General features: G+C 54.8%; 18 protein-coding genes and 1 riboswitch. Of the genes, 10 read left to right on the forward strand and 8 right to left on the reverse strand.

Translation table 11 applies throughout. The annotated features are described in order from the left end of the window. Nucleotides 1–107 precede the first annotated feature (107 nt). The 6 genes from ACMYSL_RS19605 (at nucleotide 108) to ACMYSL_RS19630 (ending at nucleotide 6,820) form a co-directional block, all read left to right on the forward strand. A complete protein-coding gene (locus ACMYSL_RS19605) occupies nucleotides 108–1,031 on the forward strand; it encodes a LysR substrate-binding domain-containing protein (protein WP_434659635.1) in 924 nt (307 codons plus the stop codon). A gap of 71 nt (nucleotides 1,032–1,102) precedes the next feature. Then, nucleotides 1,103–1,780: a transcriptional regulator CecR gene (cecR, locus tag ACMYSL_RS19610; RefSeq protein ID WP_304260873.1), complete on the forward strand. Its 678-nt coding sequence runs from the start codon at nucleotides 1,103–1,105 to the stop codon at nucleotides 1,778–1,780. Beyond that, nucleotides 1,777–2,769 (forward strand): secretion protein HlyD, encoded by a 993-nt coding sequence (hlyD, locus tag ACMYSL_RS19615; protein ID WP_434659639.1) that lies wholly within the window; start codon nucleotides 1,777–1,779, stop codon nucleotides 2,767–2,769. Before cecR ends, hlyD begins: the two co-directional genes overlap by 4 nt. Beyond that, entirely contained in the window at nucleotides 2,766–4,505 is a 1,740-nt protein-coding gene (locus ACMYSL_RS19620; RefSeq protein ID WP_434659641.1) for an ATP-binding cassette domain-containing protein, read from the forward strand. Before hlyD ends, ACMYSL_RS19620 begins: the two co-directional genes overlap by 4 nt. Further along, nucleotides 4,471–5,628 (forward strand): ABC transporter permease, encoded by a 1,158-nt coding sequence (locus ACMYSL_RS19625; RefSeq protein WP_434659643.1) that lies wholly within the window; start codon nucleotides 4,471–4,473, stop codon nucleotides 5,626–5,628. The genes ACMYSL_RS19620 and ACMYSL_RS19625 overlap by 35 nt, the downstream gene beginning before the upstream one ends. An 85-nt stretch (nucleotides 5,629–5,713) precedes the next feature. Further along, nucleotides 5,714–6,820, forward strand: a complete 1,107-nt coding sequence (locus ACMYSL_RS19630) for an ABC transporter permease (RefSeq protein WP_181482930.1) — start codon at nucleotides 5,714–5,716, stop codon at nucleotides 6,818–6,820. Here the strand turns inward: ACMYSL_RS19630 and ACMYSL_RS19635 are convergent. Further along, nucleotides 6,782–7,192: a YbhQ family protein gene (locus ACMYSL_RS19635; RefSeq protein ID WP_181482931.1), complete on the reverse strand. Its 411-nt coding sequence runs from the start codon at nucleotides 7,190–7,192 to the stop codon at nucleotides 6,782–6,784. The two genes, ACMYSL_RS19630 and ACMYSL_RS19635, sit on opposite strands and share 39 nt — an antisense overlap. A 131-nt stretch (nucleotides 7,193–7,323) precedes the next feature. On the opposite strand from ACMYSL_RS19635, the gene ACMYSL_RS19640 reads away from it, so the two are divergent. Genes ACMYSL_RS19640 through ACMYSL_RS19650 form a run of 3 tightly spaced genes read left to right on the forward strand, consistent with a single transcriptional unit; the run spans nucleotide 7,324 to nucleotide 10,291 of the window. Further along, a complete protein-coding gene (locus tag ACMYSL_RS19640) occupies nucleotides 7,324–8,085 on the forward strand; it encodes an endonuclease/exonuclease/phosphatase family protein (RefSeq protein ID WP_182237365.1) in 762 nt (253 codons plus the stop codon). Beyond that, nucleotides 8,082–9,326: a cardiolipin synthase ClsB gene (gene clsB / locus ACMYSL_RS19645; RefSeq protein ID WP_182237363.1), complete on the forward strand. Its 1,245-nt coding sequence runs from the start codon at nucleotides 8,082–8,084 to the stop codon at nucleotides 9,324–9,326. Before ACMYSL_RS19640 ends, clsB begins: the two co-directional genes overlap by 4 nt. Beyond that, a complete protein-coding gene (locus tag ACMYSL_RS19650) occupies nucleotides 9,326–10,291 on the forward strand; it encodes a lysylphosphatidylglycerol synthase domain-containing protein (RefSeq protein ID WP_304257190.1) in 966 nt (321 codons plus the stop codon). The genes clsB and ACMYSL_RS19650 overlap by 1 nt, the downstream gene beginning before the upstream one ends. 113 nt (nucleotides 10,292–10,404) lie before the next feature. Here ACMYSL_RS19650 and ACMYSL_RS19655 read toward each other — a convergent pair whose 3' ends face one another. From ACMYSL_RS19655 to moaA, 6 genes are all read right to left on the reverse strand, one after another. Next, nucleotides 10,405–11,109, reverse strand: a complete 705-nt coding sequence (locus tag ACMYSL_RS19655) for a Bax inhibitor-1/YccA family protein (RefSeq protein ID WP_110276765.1) — start codon at nucleotides 11,107–11,109, stop codon at nucleotides 10,405–10,407. A 44-nt stretch (nucleotides 11,110–11,153) separates the two neighbouring features. After that, entirely contained in the window at nucleotides 11,154–11,606 is a 453-nt protein-coding gene (gene moaE, locus ACMYSL_RS19660) for a molybdopterin synthase catalytic subunit MoaE (protein WP_110276766.1), read from the reverse strand. 1 nt (nucleotide 11,607) lies between these two features. Next, a complete protein-coding gene (gene moaD, locus ACMYSL_RS19665; protein WP_181482935.1) occupies nucleotides 11,608–11,856 on the reverse strand; it encodes a molybdopterin synthase sulfur carrier subunit in 249 nt (82 codons plus the stop codon). Beyond that, entirely contained in the window at nucleotides 11,849–12,337 is a 489-nt protein-coding gene (moaC, locus tag ACMYSL_RS19670) for a cyclic pyranopterin monophosphate synthase MoaC (protein ID WP_434659647.1), read from the reverse strand. The genes moaD and moaC overlap by 8 nt, the downstream gene beginning before the upstream one ends. Nucleotides 12,338–12,340: 3 nt before the next feature. Next, a complete protein-coding gene (moaB, locus tag ACMYSL_RS19675; RefSeq protein ID WP_110276769.1) occupies nucleotides 12,341–12,853 on the reverse strand; it encodes a molybdenum cofactor biosynthesis protein B in 513 nt (170 codons plus the stop codon). 21 nt (nucleotides 12,854–12,874) lie between these two features. Beyond that, entirely contained in the window at nucleotides 12,875–13,864 is a 990-nt protein-coding gene (moaA, locus tag ACMYSL_RS19680; RefSeq protein WP_434659649.1) for a GTP 3',8-cyclase MoaA, read from the reverse strand. Then, nucleotides 13,852–13,990: riboswitch (molybdenum cofactor riboswitch) on the reverse strand. It overlaps the preceding gene by 13 nt. Nucleotides 13,991–14,272: 282 nt before the next feature. Between moaA and ACMYSL_RS19685 the strand changes: the two genes are divergently transcribed. Next, the gene (locus ACMYSL_RS19685) at nucleotides 14,273–15,124 is read left to right on the forward strand and encodes a DUF4431 domain-containing protein (protein WP_434659651.1); all 852 of its coding nucleotides are present in this window, start codon (nucleotides 14,273–14,275) and stop codon (nucleotides 15,122–15,124) included. Nucleotides 15,125–15,155: 31 nt separating this feature from the next. Here ACMYSL_RS19685 and ACMYSL_RS19690 read toward each other — a convergent pair whose 3' ends face one another. Beyond that, nucleotides 15,156–16,862, reverse strand: a complete 1,707-nt coding sequence (locus ACMYSL_RS19690; protein WP_434659653.1) for a WG repeat-containing protein — start codon at nucleotides 16,860–16,862, stop codon at nucleotides 15,156–15,158. Nucleotides 16,863–17,080 lie beyond the last annotated feature (218 nt).

Consider the following 17,080-nt stretch of genomic DNA (forward strand, 5'->3'; position numbering starts at 1 on the left):
CATAATTTATTTTTTGGCTATGTTATGCTTTCCTACAATTCCTGGGATAATTGGTCTGCATACTTCTTTTGGGTAATAAAAATTTATCCCGTTCACAGGAGGAAAGGATGAGTCAACCGATTCAAAATAAAAGCCTGCCGATGCCTTCCTTACGCAACATTCAGGCTTTCATTGAAGTTGCCGATACCGGCAGCCTCAATCTGGCCGCTGAAAATCTCAATATTACCGCTTCGGCTGTCAGCCATCAGATAGCCAGCCTGGAACAGTATTTGGGAAAAAAGCTGTTTTCTCGCAGCAGTAAAGGAGTGATATTAACCACTATTGGCGAAAAATATCTTAAAGAGGTTTCCGGGGCATTAAATATAATTGGTCAGGCCACCAATCAGGTGATTAATGACATCCACCAGGATTATTTGCGTATTCATTCAGCACCTAGTTTTGGTTTATTGTGGCTGATGCCCCGCCTTAATAAATTTCGCCAGGCGTGGCCGGATCTTAAAATTAGCCTGACTTGCTCTTATGAAAGCATCCAGTTCTCCCGCGATAATATTGATATCGATATTCGCCACGGGCTTTCACAATGGCCGACCCTGGTGGTCAAGACTATAAAAAATGAGCGCGTGCTCCCTTATACATCATCATCTTATTTAGTTGATCATGATATTCAGATCATTGAAGATTTACTGACCTGCGATCTTATTCATTCAGATAGCACGCTGATCAACTGGAGCAACTGGCTGTCCTGGCACAAGGTTCGCGGCTGGAATAAAAACTTTATTTTTAATTTTGACCGTTCCTATATGAGCATTGAGGCGGCGCGTATGGGGATGGGCATTATTCTGGAAAGCAATCTGTTAGCCGGACAGAGCGTTAATCAGCAGCATCTGACCACCGTATTTACCACCGACGTAAGTATGCCGGTCAACGCCCATCATTTCGTTTTACCCCATACCAATGAGCAAAAAGAGAAAGTGAAAATATTCTTTAATTGGGTTTCTGAAGAGCTGAGTCGAGAAGGGTTTTATATTTAACATCCGACGGTGGACAAACTTCAGATACGCGCCTAAAGTTAATCAATCGATTGATTAACTTTTTTAGCGCGATGACAACGACCCCCATTACCAGCAAAGGCGAGCAGGCTAAAAGCCAGCTTATCGCTGCCGCTATCGCCCAGTTCGGCGAATACGGCCAGCACGCCACAACCCGCGATATCGCCGCCCAGGCCGGACAGAATATCGCCGCTATCACCTACTATTTCGGTTCGAAGGACGATTTGTACCTCGCCTGCGCCCAGTGGATTGCCGACTTTATCGGCAATAATTTTCGCCCTCATGCACAGGCGGCAGAGGAACTGCTGGCCCAGCCCGCTGCGGATAAAGCCGCAATGCGCACTCTGATTCTACGCGCCTGCCAGAATATGATTTTACTGCTGACCCAGGAAGACACGGTCAATTTGAGCAAATTCATCTCCCGCGAGCAGTTGTCGCCGACGCCCGCCTATCAGCTCATCCACGACCAGGTCATTGCTCCGCTACACTGCCACCTAACCCGTTTAATCGCCGCTTATACCGGCCTTAACGCAGACAGCACGCAAATGATCCTTCACACCCACGCGCTGCTGGGGGAAGTTCTCGCGTTTCGTCTTGTTCGGGAAACGGTGCTGCGTCGCGCCGGTTGGGCTGAGTTTGATCAAGAAAAAACCGAGCAAATCATTCAGGTCATCACCTGCCACGTTGATTTCGTTCTGCAAGGATTATCGCAAAGGAGTCTGGAGTCATGAAAAAACCGCTCATCGTCGTTCTACTGCTTCTCCTGATGGCTGCTGTGATCGGCGGCGGCTGGTGGTGGTATCAAAGCAGCCAGCAAAAAGCGCTCACCCTGTATGGCAACGTGGATATTCGTACCGTTAACCTGAGCTTCCGGGTGGGAGGACGGCTGGCGTCGCTAAGCGTCGATGAGGGCGATGCGATTAAAACCGGGCAAACGCTGGGCGAGCTGGATCGCGCCCCTTATGAAAATGCCCTCCAGCAGGCGCAGGCCAACGTTTCTACGGCCCAGGCGCAGTACGACCTAATGATGGCGGGCTATCGCTCGGAAGAAATTGCCCAGGCTGCCGCCGCGGTTAACCAGGCCCAGGCGGCTTACGCCTATGCGCAGAACTTCTATCAACGCCAGTTGGGGCTGCGTAAAAGCAGCGCTATCTCCGCGAATGACCTTGAGAACGCGCGCTCCTCACGCGACCAGGCACAGGCCACGCTGAAATCAGCCCAGGATAAACTGCGCCAGTACCGCGCCGGTAACCGTCCGCAGGAGATAGCCCAGGCCAAAGCCAGCCTCGAACAGGCTCAGGCCGCGCTGGCGCAGGCGAAACTCGATCTGCACGATACCACGCTGACCGCGCCGTCCGACGGCACCCTGATGACCCGCGCCGTGGAGCCAGGCAGTATGCTCAGCGCAGGCGGCACGGTGATGACGCTATCATTAACCCATCCGGTTTGGGTACGCGCCTACGTCGATGAAAAAAATCTCGGCCAGGCCCAACCGGGGCGTGAAGTCTTGCTCTATACCGATAGCCGTCCGAATCAACCTTACCGTGGCAAAATCGGCTTTGTCTCTCCTGTGGCTGAATTTACGCCGAAAACCGTCGAGACCCCGGACCTGCGCACCGACCTGGTTTATCGCCTGCGGATTGTGGTCACCGATGCCGACGGCGCGCTGCGTCAGGGGATGCCGGTGACCGTCGCTTTCAGCAACGGAAACAGCCAATGAGCGAAGACGTTATCACGCTGCGCGGGCTGACCCGGCGTTTCGCCGGCATGGACCGCCCGGCCGTCGCGCCGCTGGACTGCACCATTCACTCCGGCTATGTGACCGGGCTGGTTGGCCCCGATGGCGCGGGGAAAACCACCCTGATGCGTATGCTCGCCGGTCTGCTCAAAGCCGACAGCGGCAGCGCACAGGTCATTGGTTTTGACCCCATTGCCGATGATAGCGCCCTGCACGCGGTGCTCGGTTATATGCCGCAGAAATTTGGCCTGTATGAAGATCTGACGGTGATGGAAAACCTGACCCTCTACGCCGACCTGCGCAGCGTCACCGGCGAAGCACGAGAGAAAACCTTCGCCCGGCTGCTGGAGTTTACCTCTTTGGGCCCCTTTACTGGCCGTCTGGCGGGCAAGCTCTCCGGCGGTATGAAGCAGAAACTCGGCCTCGCCTGCACCCTCGTCGGTGAACCGAAAGTGCTGCTGCTGGACGAACCCGGCGTCGGCGTTGACCCCATCTCACGCCGCGAACTGTGGCAAATGGTCCACGAACTGGCGGGCGATGGAATGCTGATCCTCTGGAGCACCTCCTATCTCGACGAAGCCGAACAGTGCCGCGACGTGCTGCTGATGAACGAAGGCCAGCTGTTGTATCAGGGCGCGCCCAAAGAGCTGACGCAGACCATGGCTGGACGCAGCTTTTTGATCTCCAGCACCGAGGAAAATAACCGCCGCCTGCTACAGCGGGCGCTGAAGCTGCCACAGGTGAGCGATGGCGTGATTCAGGGCAAATCGGTGCGCCTAATCCTCAAAAAAGAGGTCAATATCCGCGAAGTGCAAAACGCAGCCGACATGCCGCCGCTGGAGGTAGCTGAAACCGCACCGCGTTTTGAAGATGCGTTCATCGACCTGCTGGGCGGCGCGGGTACGGCTGAATCGCCGCTGGGGAAAATTATCCACACCGTGGAAGGCTCCCATGACGACACGGTGATTGAAGCGCAAACCCTGACCAAAAAATTTGGTGATTTTGCCGCCACCGACCACGTCGATTTTCAGGTCAAGCGTGGAGAAATCTTCGGACTCCTCGGCCCTAACGGCGCGGGCAAGTCCACCACCTTTAAGATGATGTGCGGCCTGCTGGTCCCCACCTCCGGCAAAGCACTGGTGCTGGGGATGGACCTCAAAGTCAGCTCTGGCAAGGCACGCCAGCATCTGGGCTATATGGCACAGAAATTTTCGCTGTATGGCAACCTCACCGTTGAGCAGAACCTGCGCTTTTTCTCCGGCGTTTATGGCCTGCGCGGCAAAGCGCAGAACGAAAAAATCGCCAGCATGAGCGAGGCGTTTGGCCTGAAAAGTATCGCCCGGCAGGCCGCCGACGACCTGCCGCTCGGCTATAAGCAGCGCCTGGCGCTGGCCTGTTCGCTGATGCATGAGCCGGATATTCTGTTTCTGGACGAGCCAACTTCGGGCGTCGATCCCCTTACCCGCCGCGAGTTCTGGCTGCATATCAACAGCATGGTGGATAAGGGAGTGACCGTAATGGTCACCACCCACTTTATGGATGAGGCGGAGTATTGCGACCGTATTGGTCTGGTCTATCGCGGCAAACTTATCGCCAGCGGCACGCCGGACGATCTCAAAGCAATGGCGGCGGATGATGAACAGCCTGACCCGACGATGGAACAGGCATTTATTACCCTCATCCATGACTGGGATAAGGAGAACGCCAGTGAGCGCTAAAATCCTGGCATGGCGGCGCGTGCGCGCCCTGTGCGTCAAGGAGACACGGCAGATCGTCCGCGACCCCAGCAGTTGGCTGATTGCGGTGGTGATCCCGCTGCTGCTGCTGTTTATCTTTGGCTACGGAATTAACCTCGACTCCAGCAAACTGCGGGTCGGCGTGTTGCTGGAACAGCAGAGCGAAGAGGCGCTGGATTTCGTCCATACCATGACCGGTTCGCCCTATATCGACGCCACCATCAGCGACAACCGCCAGCAACTGATTCAAATGATGCAGGCCGGGCGGATCCGCGCGCTGGTGGTGGTGCCGGTGGATTTTGACCAGAAGATGGCCCGTCCCGGCGACAATGCGCCAATCCAGCTTATCACCGACGGCAGCGAACCGAATACCGCCAACTTCGCCCAGGGCTATATCGAAGGCATCTGGCAAATCTGGCAACAGCAGCGAGCGGAAGATCGGGGTGAAACCTTCGAGCCGCTGATTGATGTGCAGATGCGCTATTGGTTTAACCCGGCCGCCATTAGCCAACATTTTATTATCCCCGGCGCGATTACCATCATCATGACGGTGGTCGGCGCGATCCTGACCTCGCTGGTGGTGGCCCGCGAGTGGGAGCGCGGCACCATGGAGGCGCTGCTGTCGACCGAGATTACCCGCGCCGAGCTACTGCTGTGTAAGCTGATCCCCTACTATTTCCTCGGCATGCTGGCGATGCTGCTGTGCATGCTGGTGGCGGTGTTTATTCTCGGCGTGCCCTTTCGCGGTTCGCTGGTGATTCTGTTTTTTATCACCAGCCTGTTTCTGCTAAGCACGCTGGGAATGGGGTTGCTGATTTCCACCATTACCCGCAACCAGTTCAACGCCGCCCAGGTGGCGCTGAATGCCGCATTTCTGCCATCGATTATGCTATCCGGGTTTATTTTCCAGATAGACAGTATGCCAGCGGTGATCCGCGCGGTGACCTATGTGATCCCGGCGCGCTATTTTGTCAGCACCCTGCAAAGCCTGTTTTTGGCGGGCAATATTCCCGTAGTGCTGCTGGTGAACACGATGTTTTTAATCGCCTCAGCGGTAATGTTTATTGGCCTGACGTGGATAAAAACCAAGCGGCGCCTGGATTAACTTGCCGAAGGCGGTAGTTTGCGGGTCTTGTAGCCCGGACAGGTGCGCCAGCACCGCCTCCGGGGATCACAAAGAGAGAATAGATATGTTTCATCGCTTATGGACACTAATCCGCAAAGAACTGCAATCGCTGTTGCGCGAACCGCAGACGCGGGCGATTTTAATTATGCCGGTGCTGATTCAGGTACTGCTGTTTCCGTTCGCCGCCACGCTGGAGGTGACTAACGCCACCATCGCTATCTACAACGAAGATAGCGGCAAGCATGCGGTGGAGCTAACCCAGCGCTTCGCCCGCGCCAAAGCCTTCACCCATGTCCTGCTGCTGAAAAGCCCGCAGGAGATTAGACCCACCATCGATGAACAAAAAGCGCTGCTGGTCGTGCGCTTCCCGGCAGATTTCTCACGTAATCTCGACACTAACCAAACCGCCCCGCTCCAGCTTTTGCTCGACGGACGTAACTCCAACAGCGCGCAGATTGCCGCCAATTACCTCCAGCAGATCGTTAAAAACTATCAGCAGGATCTGCTGGAAGGTAAAGCGAAGCCGAACAACAGCGAGCTGGTGGTGCGCAACTGGTATAACCCGAACCTCGACTATAAATGGTTCGTGGTGCCGTCGCTGATCGCCATGATCACCACCATCGGCGTGATGATCGTCACCTCGCTATCCGTAGCCCGCGAGCGTGAGCAGGGCACTCTCGACCAGCTACTGGTTTCACCACTGGCGACCTGGCAGATTTTTATTGGCAAAGCGGTTCCTGCACTGATTGTCGCCACTCTTCAGGCGAGCATCGTGCTGGGGATCGGCATCTGGGCCTATCAAATCCCCTTCGCCGGATCGCTACTGCTGTTTTACTTTACGATGATTGTTTACGGGCTATCGCTGGTGGGATTCGGGCTGCTGATTTCATCGCTGTGCTCCACGCAGCAGCAGGCGTTTATTGGCGTGTTCGTCTTTATGATGCCGGCGATCCTGCTATCCGGATACGTTTCGCCAGTGGAGAATATGCCAGTATGGCTACAGAATTTAACGTGGGTAAACCCCATTCGTCACTTTACTGATATCACTAAGCAAATCTATCTGAAGGATGCGAGTCTGGAGATTGTGTGGGGAAGTTTGTGGCCGCTATTGGTCATAGCGGCCACTACCGGCTCAGCGGCGTATGCGATGTTCCGCAGAAAGATCGCGTAATTTTTTATCTTTCGCCAGCAACGAAACCACTGCCGGGCCTGCCAGTATCACCAGCCCGGCGAGGGCCAGCAGCAGGTTATTGTGCAGCACGCGCGACAACAGCCATAACGCGATAACCGCCGCACCGAAGTACCAGGTGGTGGTGAGTTCTTCAAGGAAATCACCCACATCACGCCAGCGCTCTTCGTGATGACGCTGCAAAAACAGCATCGACAGTAACGTGACGCCGTACAGCACGCACAAACCTAGTCCGACGCGAACCAGCGCGCCGCTCATCCAACCCATCACCAGTACTGCCACGACCAGTAGATGCAACATAATCTGCCAGCAACTAAGACCCGTTGCGACGCGTACACGTTGTTGCCACTTCATGGCTTCTCTCCTGAAGGATTTTTCTCTGCTACTCAGAGTACCGCACTTTACGGAAAATTCCGTATCACCGCATCTTTTTGTGACCTCTACTACACTATTTCATTCAGGAAAGTGACATTGACTGGAGAAATATGGACGAACAAACGCCGCGATTTTCGTTGAACGTGCTAACAATTAACACCCATAAAGGCTTTAATGCGTTTAATCGCCGCTTTATTTTGCCTGAATTGCGCGAAGCGGTACGCAGCGTCAATGCCGATATCGTTTGCTTGCAGGAGGTGATGGGGGCGCATGAAATTCATCCGCTGAATATTAAGAACTGGCCGGAGACCCCACACTATGAATTCCTTGCCGACACAATATGGAACGATTTCGCCTACGGGCGTAACGCGGTCTATCCACAAGGGCATCATGGCAATGCGGTGCTCTCGCGTTTTCCCATCGCGCATTACCAGAATCTTGATGTATCCGTCGGCGATAGTGAAAAACGCGGTCTGCTCTACTGCCGCATCGTACCGCCAGAAAGCGGGATAACCCTTCATCTGATTTGCGTGCATCTGGGACTGCGCGCGAATCAGCGCCAGGCTCAGATGACCATGCTGGCGGATTGGGTGAACAGTTTGCCTGCGGGCGACCCGGTGGTGGTCGCAGGTGATTTTAACGACTGGCGACAGCAGGCTAATCGGCAGCTAAAAGCCCAGGCCGGGCTGGAGGAGATCTTCACCCGCGCCAGAGGGCGTCCGGCGCGTACTTTCCCGGTCAACTTCCCGCTGCTGCGCCTCGATCGCATCTACGTCAAAAATGCGCACGCCAGCCAGCCGAAGACGCTAGCCCTGAAACAGTGGCGTCATTTGTCCGATCATGCACCGCTTAGCGTGGAGATACATCTGTGAAATGCAGCTGGCAGGAAGGAAACCGCATTCAGCTATTAGAAAACGGCGACAATTATTATCCGGCGGTCTTTTCCGCGATTGGCCGCGCACAGCAGCGGGTCATTCTCGAATCTTTTATCTGGTTTGAGGATGACGTCGGCAGGCAGCTCCATGCCGTGTTGCTTAAGGCCGCCCAGCGCGGGGTGCGCGTTGAAGTGCTGCTGGACGGTTACGGCTCGCCCGATTTAAGCGATGATTTTGTCGGCGAGCTAACCTCGGCGGGGGTCATTTTCCGCTACTACGATCCGCGCCCGCGCCTGCTCGGTATGCGCACCAACCTGTTTCGCCGGATGCACCGAAAAATCGTCGTTATCGACGACGTTGTCGCCTTTGTCGGCGGAATTAACTACTCTGCAGAACATATGACCGACTACGGCCCGGAGGCCAAACAGGATTACGCCGTTCAGGTTGAGGGCCCAGTGGTGCTCGATATCCTGCAATTTGAACTTGAAAACCTGCCCACCAGCGAAGCCACGCGCCGCTGGTGGCGTCGTCGTCGGCATAAGCCTGAAATCAACCGTAATCCCGGCGAAGCCCAGGCGCTATTTATCTGGCGAGATAACCAGGAGCACCGCGACGATATCGAACGTCACTATCTGAAGATGCTGACCAGCGCGCGCCGGGAAGTGATTATCGCCAACGCCTACTTCTTTCCAGGCTATCGGCTGCTGCACGCCATGCGCAACGCCGCCCGCCGCGGCGTTAGTGTCAAATTAATCGTGCAGGGAGAGCCGGATATCCCGATAGTCAAATTCGGCGCGCGCCTGCTCTATCACTATCTGGTGAAGGGCGGCGTGCAGATTTTCGAATATCGCCGCCGCCCGCTACACGGCAAAGTGGCGCTGGCGGACGACCACTGGGCCACCGTCGGCTCCAGCAACCTCGACCCGCTTAGCCTGTCGCTGAATCTGGAAGCCAACCTGATTATCCACGACCGCGAATTTAACCAGACGCTGCGCGACAATCTCAACGGCCTGATTGCCAACGACTGTCGTCAGGTTGATAAAAGCATTTTGTCGAAACGGACCTGGTGGCGGCTTGGCGTTAGCGTGCTGGCGTTCCACTTCCTGCGCCACTTTCCGGCCTGGGTGGGCTGGCTACCGGCCCACACTCCGCTCCTGTCGCGCGTTCAGCCGCCGGTACAGCCAGAAATAGAAACGCAGGATCGCGTTGAGACGGAAAACCAGGAGGTGAAGCCCTGATGGCGAAATCGCACCCTCGCTGGCGGATGGCGAAAAAAATCCTCACGGTGCTGTTTTTTATCGCCGTTGCGGTGCTTCTCGTGGTCTATGCGCAAAAAATTAACTGGCAGGAAGTGTGGAAAGTTATTCGCGATTACAACCGCACCGCCTTGCTCAGCGCGATAGGGCTGGTTATCGCCAGCTACCTGATTTATGGCTGTTATGACCTGCTCGGGCGCGTGTATTGCGGCCACAAGCTGGCAAAGCGCCAGGTGATGCTGGTGTCATTTATTTGCTATGCCTTTAACCTGACGCTGAGCACCTGGGTGGGCGGTATCGGCATGCGCTACCGGCTCTACTCGCGTCTGGGCCTAAGCGGTGGAACCATTACCCGCATCTTTTCGCTGAGCATCACCACCAACTGGCTGGGCTATATTCTGCTCGGCGGCATCATCTTTAGCGCCGGAATGGTACAAGTCCCCGAACGCTGGTATATCAGCCAGCAATCGCTGCAAATTCTGGGCATCGTTTTGCTGCTGATTTCCGCGTTTTATCTGTGGGCCTGCGCTTTTGCCAAAAAGCGTCATCTGACGATAAAAGGCCAGCGCCTGGTGCTGCCTTCCTGGCGATTCGCGCTGTTGCAGATGGCAGTTTCCACCCTGAACTGGATGGCGATGGGGGCAATAATCTGGCTGCTGTTAGGCCAACAGGTTGACTACTTCCTCGTGCTCGGGGTGCTGTTGGTGAGCAGTATTGCCGGGGTCATCGTGCATATCCCCGCCGGGATTGGCGTGCTCGAAGCGGTATTTATCGCCATGCTCTCGGGGGAAGATATCTCGCGCGGAGCGATTATTGCCGCCCTGCTCGCTTATCGTGCGCTGTACTATTTTATGCCGCTGCTGCTGGCAACAGTGGCTTATCTACTGTTGGAGAGTCGGGCGAAAAAGCTACGGCAAAAGAATGAGCGCAAGCTGGCGGGAGAGTAGTGGAAATTCCCCGGTCGCGCTGACCGGGGCTACAGTTTCGTGCGGTTTGTTCCCGGGTCGCGCTGCGCTTACCCAGGCTACGGGTCCGCCGCTCTCTGCAATCCGGGAAGGGTTTAGCGACGGTTGCCGAAAATACGCAGCAGCATCAGGAACAGGTTGATAAAGTCCAGATACAGCGTCAGAGCGCCAAGAATCGAGTATTTACGCAGCATTGACGCATCGCGAACATCAATCTGCTCGCCAATATTTTTCAGCTTCTGGGTGTCATAAGCCGTTAAGCCGACGAAGATAACCACCCCGATATAGGTCACTGCCCACATCAGCGCTTCGCTCTTCAACCAGAAGTTGACCAGTGATGCCAGTAAAATACCAATCAGCCCCATAAACAGCATATTGCCGAAGCCGCTGAGATCGCGTTTGGTGGTATAACCGTAGAGGCTCATCGCGCCAAACATACCGCCTGCAACCACAAAAGTGCTGGCGATTGACGAGTAGGTATAGACGATGAAAATGCTGGATAGCGTTAATCCAGTTAGCGCCGAATAGAGCATAAACAGCGTCGTCGCCATCCCGGCGCTGAGCCGTTGCACCATGCCAGAGAGCACGAAGACCAGCCCCAGCTGTGCGATAATCAGCCCGTAAAAGGTGATTTTGCTGGAAAACACAAACATCATGACCGCTGGGGTATTAGCGGCAAACCACGCGATAAACGCAGTGAGCAGCAGCCCGACCGTCATCCAGCCATAAACCTGCGCCATATAAGTTTGCAGGCCGCTGCGGCCCTGCACGATTGAATCGGAACGAGGGTATCTGTCCATGACTATCTCCTGATTAACGAAATTTATCCTCTAAGCGTACCACACTACCAGCGTTCTGCCGCCTGTCTGTCGCTATCCCGCGCATCGACCCAGCGCTCCCCTTCCGGCGTTGCTTCACGCTTCCAGAACGGGGCTCGAGTTTTCAGATAATCCATAATGAATTCCCCGGCCGCAAACGCACTGCTGCGATGGGCGCTGGTGACGCCGACAAAGACAATCTCTTCGCCGGGCCACATTTCCCCGATGCGGTGAATCACCGTTACCCGCCCCAGCGGCCAGCGCTCGCGCGCCAGTTCAACAATTTCCGCCAACGACTTTTCGGTCATACCGGGATAGTGCTCAAGAGTCAGCGCTTTCACGCTATCGCCCAGGTTATGGTTGCGTACTTTGCCGGTGAAAGTCACCACCGCACCGTCTTCATCGCGTTCAGCAAGCCAGGGATATTCGTCGCCAACCTTAAAACGCTCATGGCTGACCACAATACGGGTTTGCGTCATCTTAACCTCCGGTAACCGGCGGGAAGAATGCCACTTCATCACCGGCTACCAGCGGATGATCAAACGAGGTCAGCGTCTGATTCACCGCCGCCAGCAGCTTGCCCTCTTCCAGCGCCAGCGCCCAGCGGTCGCCTCGCGCAACCAACTGTTGGCGAACGGCTTCAACCGTGGAAAGCCCGTTCGGCTCGAGAGTCAGGGAATCGGTGCCGAGCAGTTCGCGCACCTGAGCAAAAAATAGAACGTTAATCATGGGCATCTTCCACTCTGAAATCGCCGGACTTGCCGCCGCTCTTCGCCAGCAGGCGCACCGGACCAATCACCATATCTTTCTGCACCGCTTTACACATATCGTAAATCGTCAGCGCGGCGACGGAAGCGGCAGTCAACGCTTCCATTTCCACGCCGGTTTTACCGGTCAAACGGCACAAGGATTCGATGCGCACCCGGTTATGTTCCGGCTGCGCCTGTAGATTGACTTCAACTTTGCTCAACATCAGCGGGTGGCACAGCGGGATCAGCTCCCAGGTGCGTTTGGCCGCCTGGATCCCGGCGATTCGCGCGGTGGCGAAAACGTCGCCTTTGTGATGGCTGCCGTCGATAATCATGGCAAGCGTCGTCGCCTGCATTTCAACGTAGGCCTCGGCGCGCGCTACGCGAACCGTCTCCGCTTTCGCCGAGACATCAACCATGTGCGCTTCGCCCGCGGCGTTAATATGGGTCAGTTGCGACATAAATTACTTCTTAAGATGAGAGATAAAGTTGCACGGACGGGTGCGGGCATCGAGCTGCGGCGCAATAATATTGTCCCACGCGGTATGGCAAGCTTTGGTTGAGCCGGGCATCGCGAAAATCAGCGTGCGGTTCGCCACCCCGGCAACGGCACGGGATTGCAGGGTCGAAGTACCAATCTCTTCAAAAGAGAGCATGCGGAACACTTCGCCGAAGCCTTCAACTTCGCGGTCAAACAGCGGCAGCAGCGCTTCCGGCGCCTGATCGCCCTCGGTAAAACCGGTGCCGCCGGTGATCAACACCACCTGCACGTCATCGCTGGCGATCCACGCCGAGACCTGGGCGCGAATAGCATAACGGTTCTCTTTAACTATCGCCTTATCGACGACGGTGTGCCCCGCTTCCTGCGCCGCATCGCGCAGCCAGTGACCGGAGGTATCGTCCTCTTCGCCACGTCGATTTGAAACGGTAAGAATTGCAATACGGGTCGGGATAAACTCAGCGCTGGCCTGACTCATCTGTTCGCTCCTTAAAATGAATTATCCGCCAATATACGACAGGTTCTGCGTAATACCGGTGTTGCCCTGATGCAGGAAATGGGTTTGTTTTTTATGCGTTAACGCTTCAGAAATCCGCGCTTCCAGTTCGGCCTGCTGCGCTTCTTCAGCGAGCAGATCGCGCAGATCAACGCCACCTTCGCCAAACAGGCACAGGTGCAGTTTGCCAACGGAAGAGACGCGCAGGCGGTTGCAGGTGGCGCAGAAATCTTTCTCATACGGCATGATCAGGCCGATTTCACCGGCATAATCCGGATGGCAAAAGACCTGCGCCGGGCCGTCGCTACGCTGGCGGATCTGATGGATCCAGCCGCGGCGCAGCAGCTCGTCGCGCAGCACCATGCCTGAGATATGATGGCGGTGGAACAGGTCACTACCCTCGCCGGTTTCCATCAGCTCAATAAAACGCAGTTGAATGCGGCGCGGTTGGATCCACGCCAGAAAGGTGTCGAGCTGATGATGGTTAACGTCGCGCATCAGCACGGTGTTGACTTTAACTTTCTCAAAGCCAGCAGCAAAAGCGGCATCGATGCCGTCCATTACCTGGCGAAATTTATCCTGGCCGGTAATGGCGTGAAACTGGCGGGCATCGAGGCTATCCACGCTGACGTTAATCGCCGTCAACCCAGCATCGCGCCAGTTTTCAACATCGCGCGCCAGCCGGTAGCCGTTGGTAGTGACCGCAATCTGACGAATAGAGGGATTTTCCCGCACGGCGGCAATAATGTCGGTAAAATCACGACGTAGCGAAGGTTCACCACCGGTCAGGCGCACCTTTTCCGTGCCGAGTGCTGAAAATGCACGCGTGACGCGACGAACTTCATCGACGCTGAGAAAGCCTTTATTGGTGACGGCGCCGGGCTTGTAGCCATCGGGCAGACAGTAGGTGCAACGAAAGTTACACACGTCGGTAATAGACAGGCGCAGATAGTAAAACTTCCGCGCAAATGCATCGGTAAGCTGTGAAGCCATAGACACCTTTCCAAATACGGGAGACGCGGTCATTTCTTTCCGCGCCCTGGCGACAACCGGGGCTGTCACGGCCAAAGCACCATATCTTGCGACACAGGCACAGAGGCTAGAGTGTTAGTGGGTTACACCAAATAGTAGCGCGTTAAGTGTGGTTTCGCCATACCCACATTTCGTTATGTAATGATGTATATATCGGATATATATAGCTTTTTTTACGCTAAGTTAGTGAGAACACAGCGTAATCCCTCGTTCTGCTATTCGCCCTCCACCCGATACAAAACCGTCAGGTATTTTATAGTTACCCAGCAAAAAGTGATATTCTCGCCGCAGAAGCAAGGAAAGAGACTTATTCAATGAAAATAATAAGTTAACAGTTAACAATCGGTCTACAAAGGACGCAACATTACGATGAGCCGATCTCTTCACGCCATCCTGGCGATGCTCACACTTTGCAGCGGTTCCGTTTTCGCCGCCGAGCCGTGTATTCACTACGCCCAGGAGGTCAAACTCAGCGGATATGTTGAGGTCAGAACCTTTTTTGGCCCCCCCAACTACGGCGAGAACCCAAAAACGGATAGCCGTCAGGTGCAAAGTATGCTCTTCCTGGATGAGCCTGTCTGTGCAACAGCAGCCCCGAATGCCACCCAGTATGATGAAGATGAAAGAGATCAAATAGAGGTGACGTTACGCACCGAAAGCCCCTCCAGCGCGTTAACCTCTCTCGCCGGTAAACACGTTACGGTGACCGGCAAACTTGAGCATGCCGAAACCGGACATGACAACAGCAAGCTTATTTTGTCCTCAGCGAAGCTGATTGAGAGCACGGAAAGAAAAGCCATTCTGGACGCCCTTCGTCCACAGGCTGCAAGCCAGGCCGGGCAGGCGGTACGTATAAAAGTCGATCGCTTAAACATCAGCAGCGAATGGGCCATTCTGGTCGGGGAAATCGTCGCACCTGAGGGGCAAAAGCTCGACTGGTCGCGGGCGAAAGATTGCGAAGCCGAGCTTGATAAAATGCTGTGGGTCATCCTGAATAAAACCGCCGGGCAGTGGCGCGTAAAAGAGATGACGATTTGTGCGTCAGAACCGCCCTGGTGGTATTTCAACGATGCTGACCTCACTCTACCCTGTGAGGTTTATGACGGACTGGAATCTCCTGAGGAGGGCCAGCCTTTTGACGATCTGGCGACACGTTGCAGAGCGCTCAAAACCAATACCACTGTGACAGAAAATAGCAATAAAATCAGACACTTACACTAAGCTTAATGATGGCAGGGCCTTCCGGGCCTTGTCATCCCGCGTCATTATCGTCGATATATAATACCACCTGCTTTTCAAAGTCGCCGCCGCCGTATTCAAGGTAGTGTTGTAGTGTTAACAGCCCCCGGCGTTTCGCCAGCCGCCATTTGCAGTAATGTCCTTCCCATTCATCAACAGGCGCACCGAACAGCAGAGTCAGGCGCGCCTTTAAATCCTGATAATGCTTTTTGATGTTATCGGCGTAGTCAGACTCCAGAAACTCATACTCTCCCCACTCATCTTCTGTGTAATAGACGTCGGCAAGCGTGATAATTGCACCAAACTTTATGTCATCCTTTTCGACTCTGTCAGCGTCAAAGTCATACTCCTCGCCTGCCAACTGCGCCCCGCTGCCGCTAATTTTATTCACCAGCACAAAAGGACGGGGCCTGGCCGCAATCAGCGCGTTAACCGCATCACCAAGCGTTGCGCCAGGGTAAATTTCTGCCGGTGAAATACTAAAGAAGAGATAAGGCATCCAGACTTTCTGATCATCGAAGATGCGGATAACCTGCTGTTGAGCATTTTTCAGAACGGCGGTTTGCCGAACCCCATCAAACGAAAGCGTCGCTACCGTCTTCCCTTCGGGGTCCACATACTCAAGCTCATGGCGGGAGATAATAAACACCGTCGTATTGCTGCTGGCAAAACCAACAATAGCGTTTTGCGTATCGACGACCGGTTCCATCCACCGTCGCTGATGAATAAATTTACCCTGCGCCGTCAGAATGCCCCATTGCCCTTCGACTGTTCTCACGATAGCTGCGCCCACCGGGTAAAAATCGGTACCGTAGCTCCATAACGTCGAAGTCAGTGATTTACCATTCCCGAGATGGCTATAGCTGACGTAGAGACCACCTTTACCGCCGATCCGGACGATGCCGTGAGCGATTTTCGGTACCTCTGTCGTTTCAATTTCCAGCACCCGTTCGCCGTGAGCATTGTAAAATGCGCACAGCTCTTCGCCGCGCCAGCGCTGGGCACAACAAAAACCGCTGGTATCATAGTGAGAAATAAGATCGTAAACAGGCTCGACAACCCAGCCCCCGCGTTTATCAATCAGCCCGTACTGGCCTGATTCATCAGAAAAAGGGGCGATACCCTGCTCTGAAAAACTCTCGCCATTTCCTTCGCGAATCGAAAAGGTAAACTCACCGTGGGTGTTAATGTAGCCCGTGAAAATACGGTTTCCCGCCAGACGATGAAAGCAGGCCATACCGCTGGGGCTGAATTCATCAAACCACTCCCTTTCAAGAGCCTCTGCGTGGGGTAACTGAATCTCCGACCGTTCGCCGTTGACGTTCAACAGCAGGAATTGACCTTGTTGAGTCTTGCCGATGGACAAGCCACCCACCGTCGGGGTCAGGGTGTGGTAAGTGCAAGGAATGACCTGCTCACCCGCACGGTTGACGATCCCCCATCTACCGCCGTCGCAAACCCGCGCCACTCCATCGCGATTAAACGCGCGAACATCATCGAAGCGTGGCGCAATAATCCACTCCCCGGTGACAGAGATAAGCCCCGACTTGCCATTTCCCTGCTTAATTGACAGCCAGGGCACACCACCGTCCGCAGGCGCGCCCTGATAATCGCAATGTGAGTACAGAAACGATTTCTCTTCTCCATGACGATTCAGGTAAACCCTAATTTTTGGCTGGCCATAGCGAACGGGGATATCCAGCTCAGACAGTGTTTCCATAATTAACTCAGGTCGATTCAGTTGAAAATACAGAAGAGTTTCTGTCGCCAGGCGGCAGAGAATTAACTCACGCCGGGAAAGCGGGCTGAATTACCGGCTAATATTATCACTGTGTGACACCCCCACTTTTAGCAAATAGCCATGTCCAGAGCGTGCTACACAATAGATGTCAGAGGCCGGGCATCGTTTTTTAACAAGAGATCGGTTACTGTGAGCCC

The sequence above is a fragment of the Klebsiella sp. MISC125 genome (genome assembly GCF_051131775.1).
Lineage (GTDB): Bacteria > Pseudomonadota > Gammaproteobacteria > Enterobacterales > Enterobacteriaceae > Klebsiella.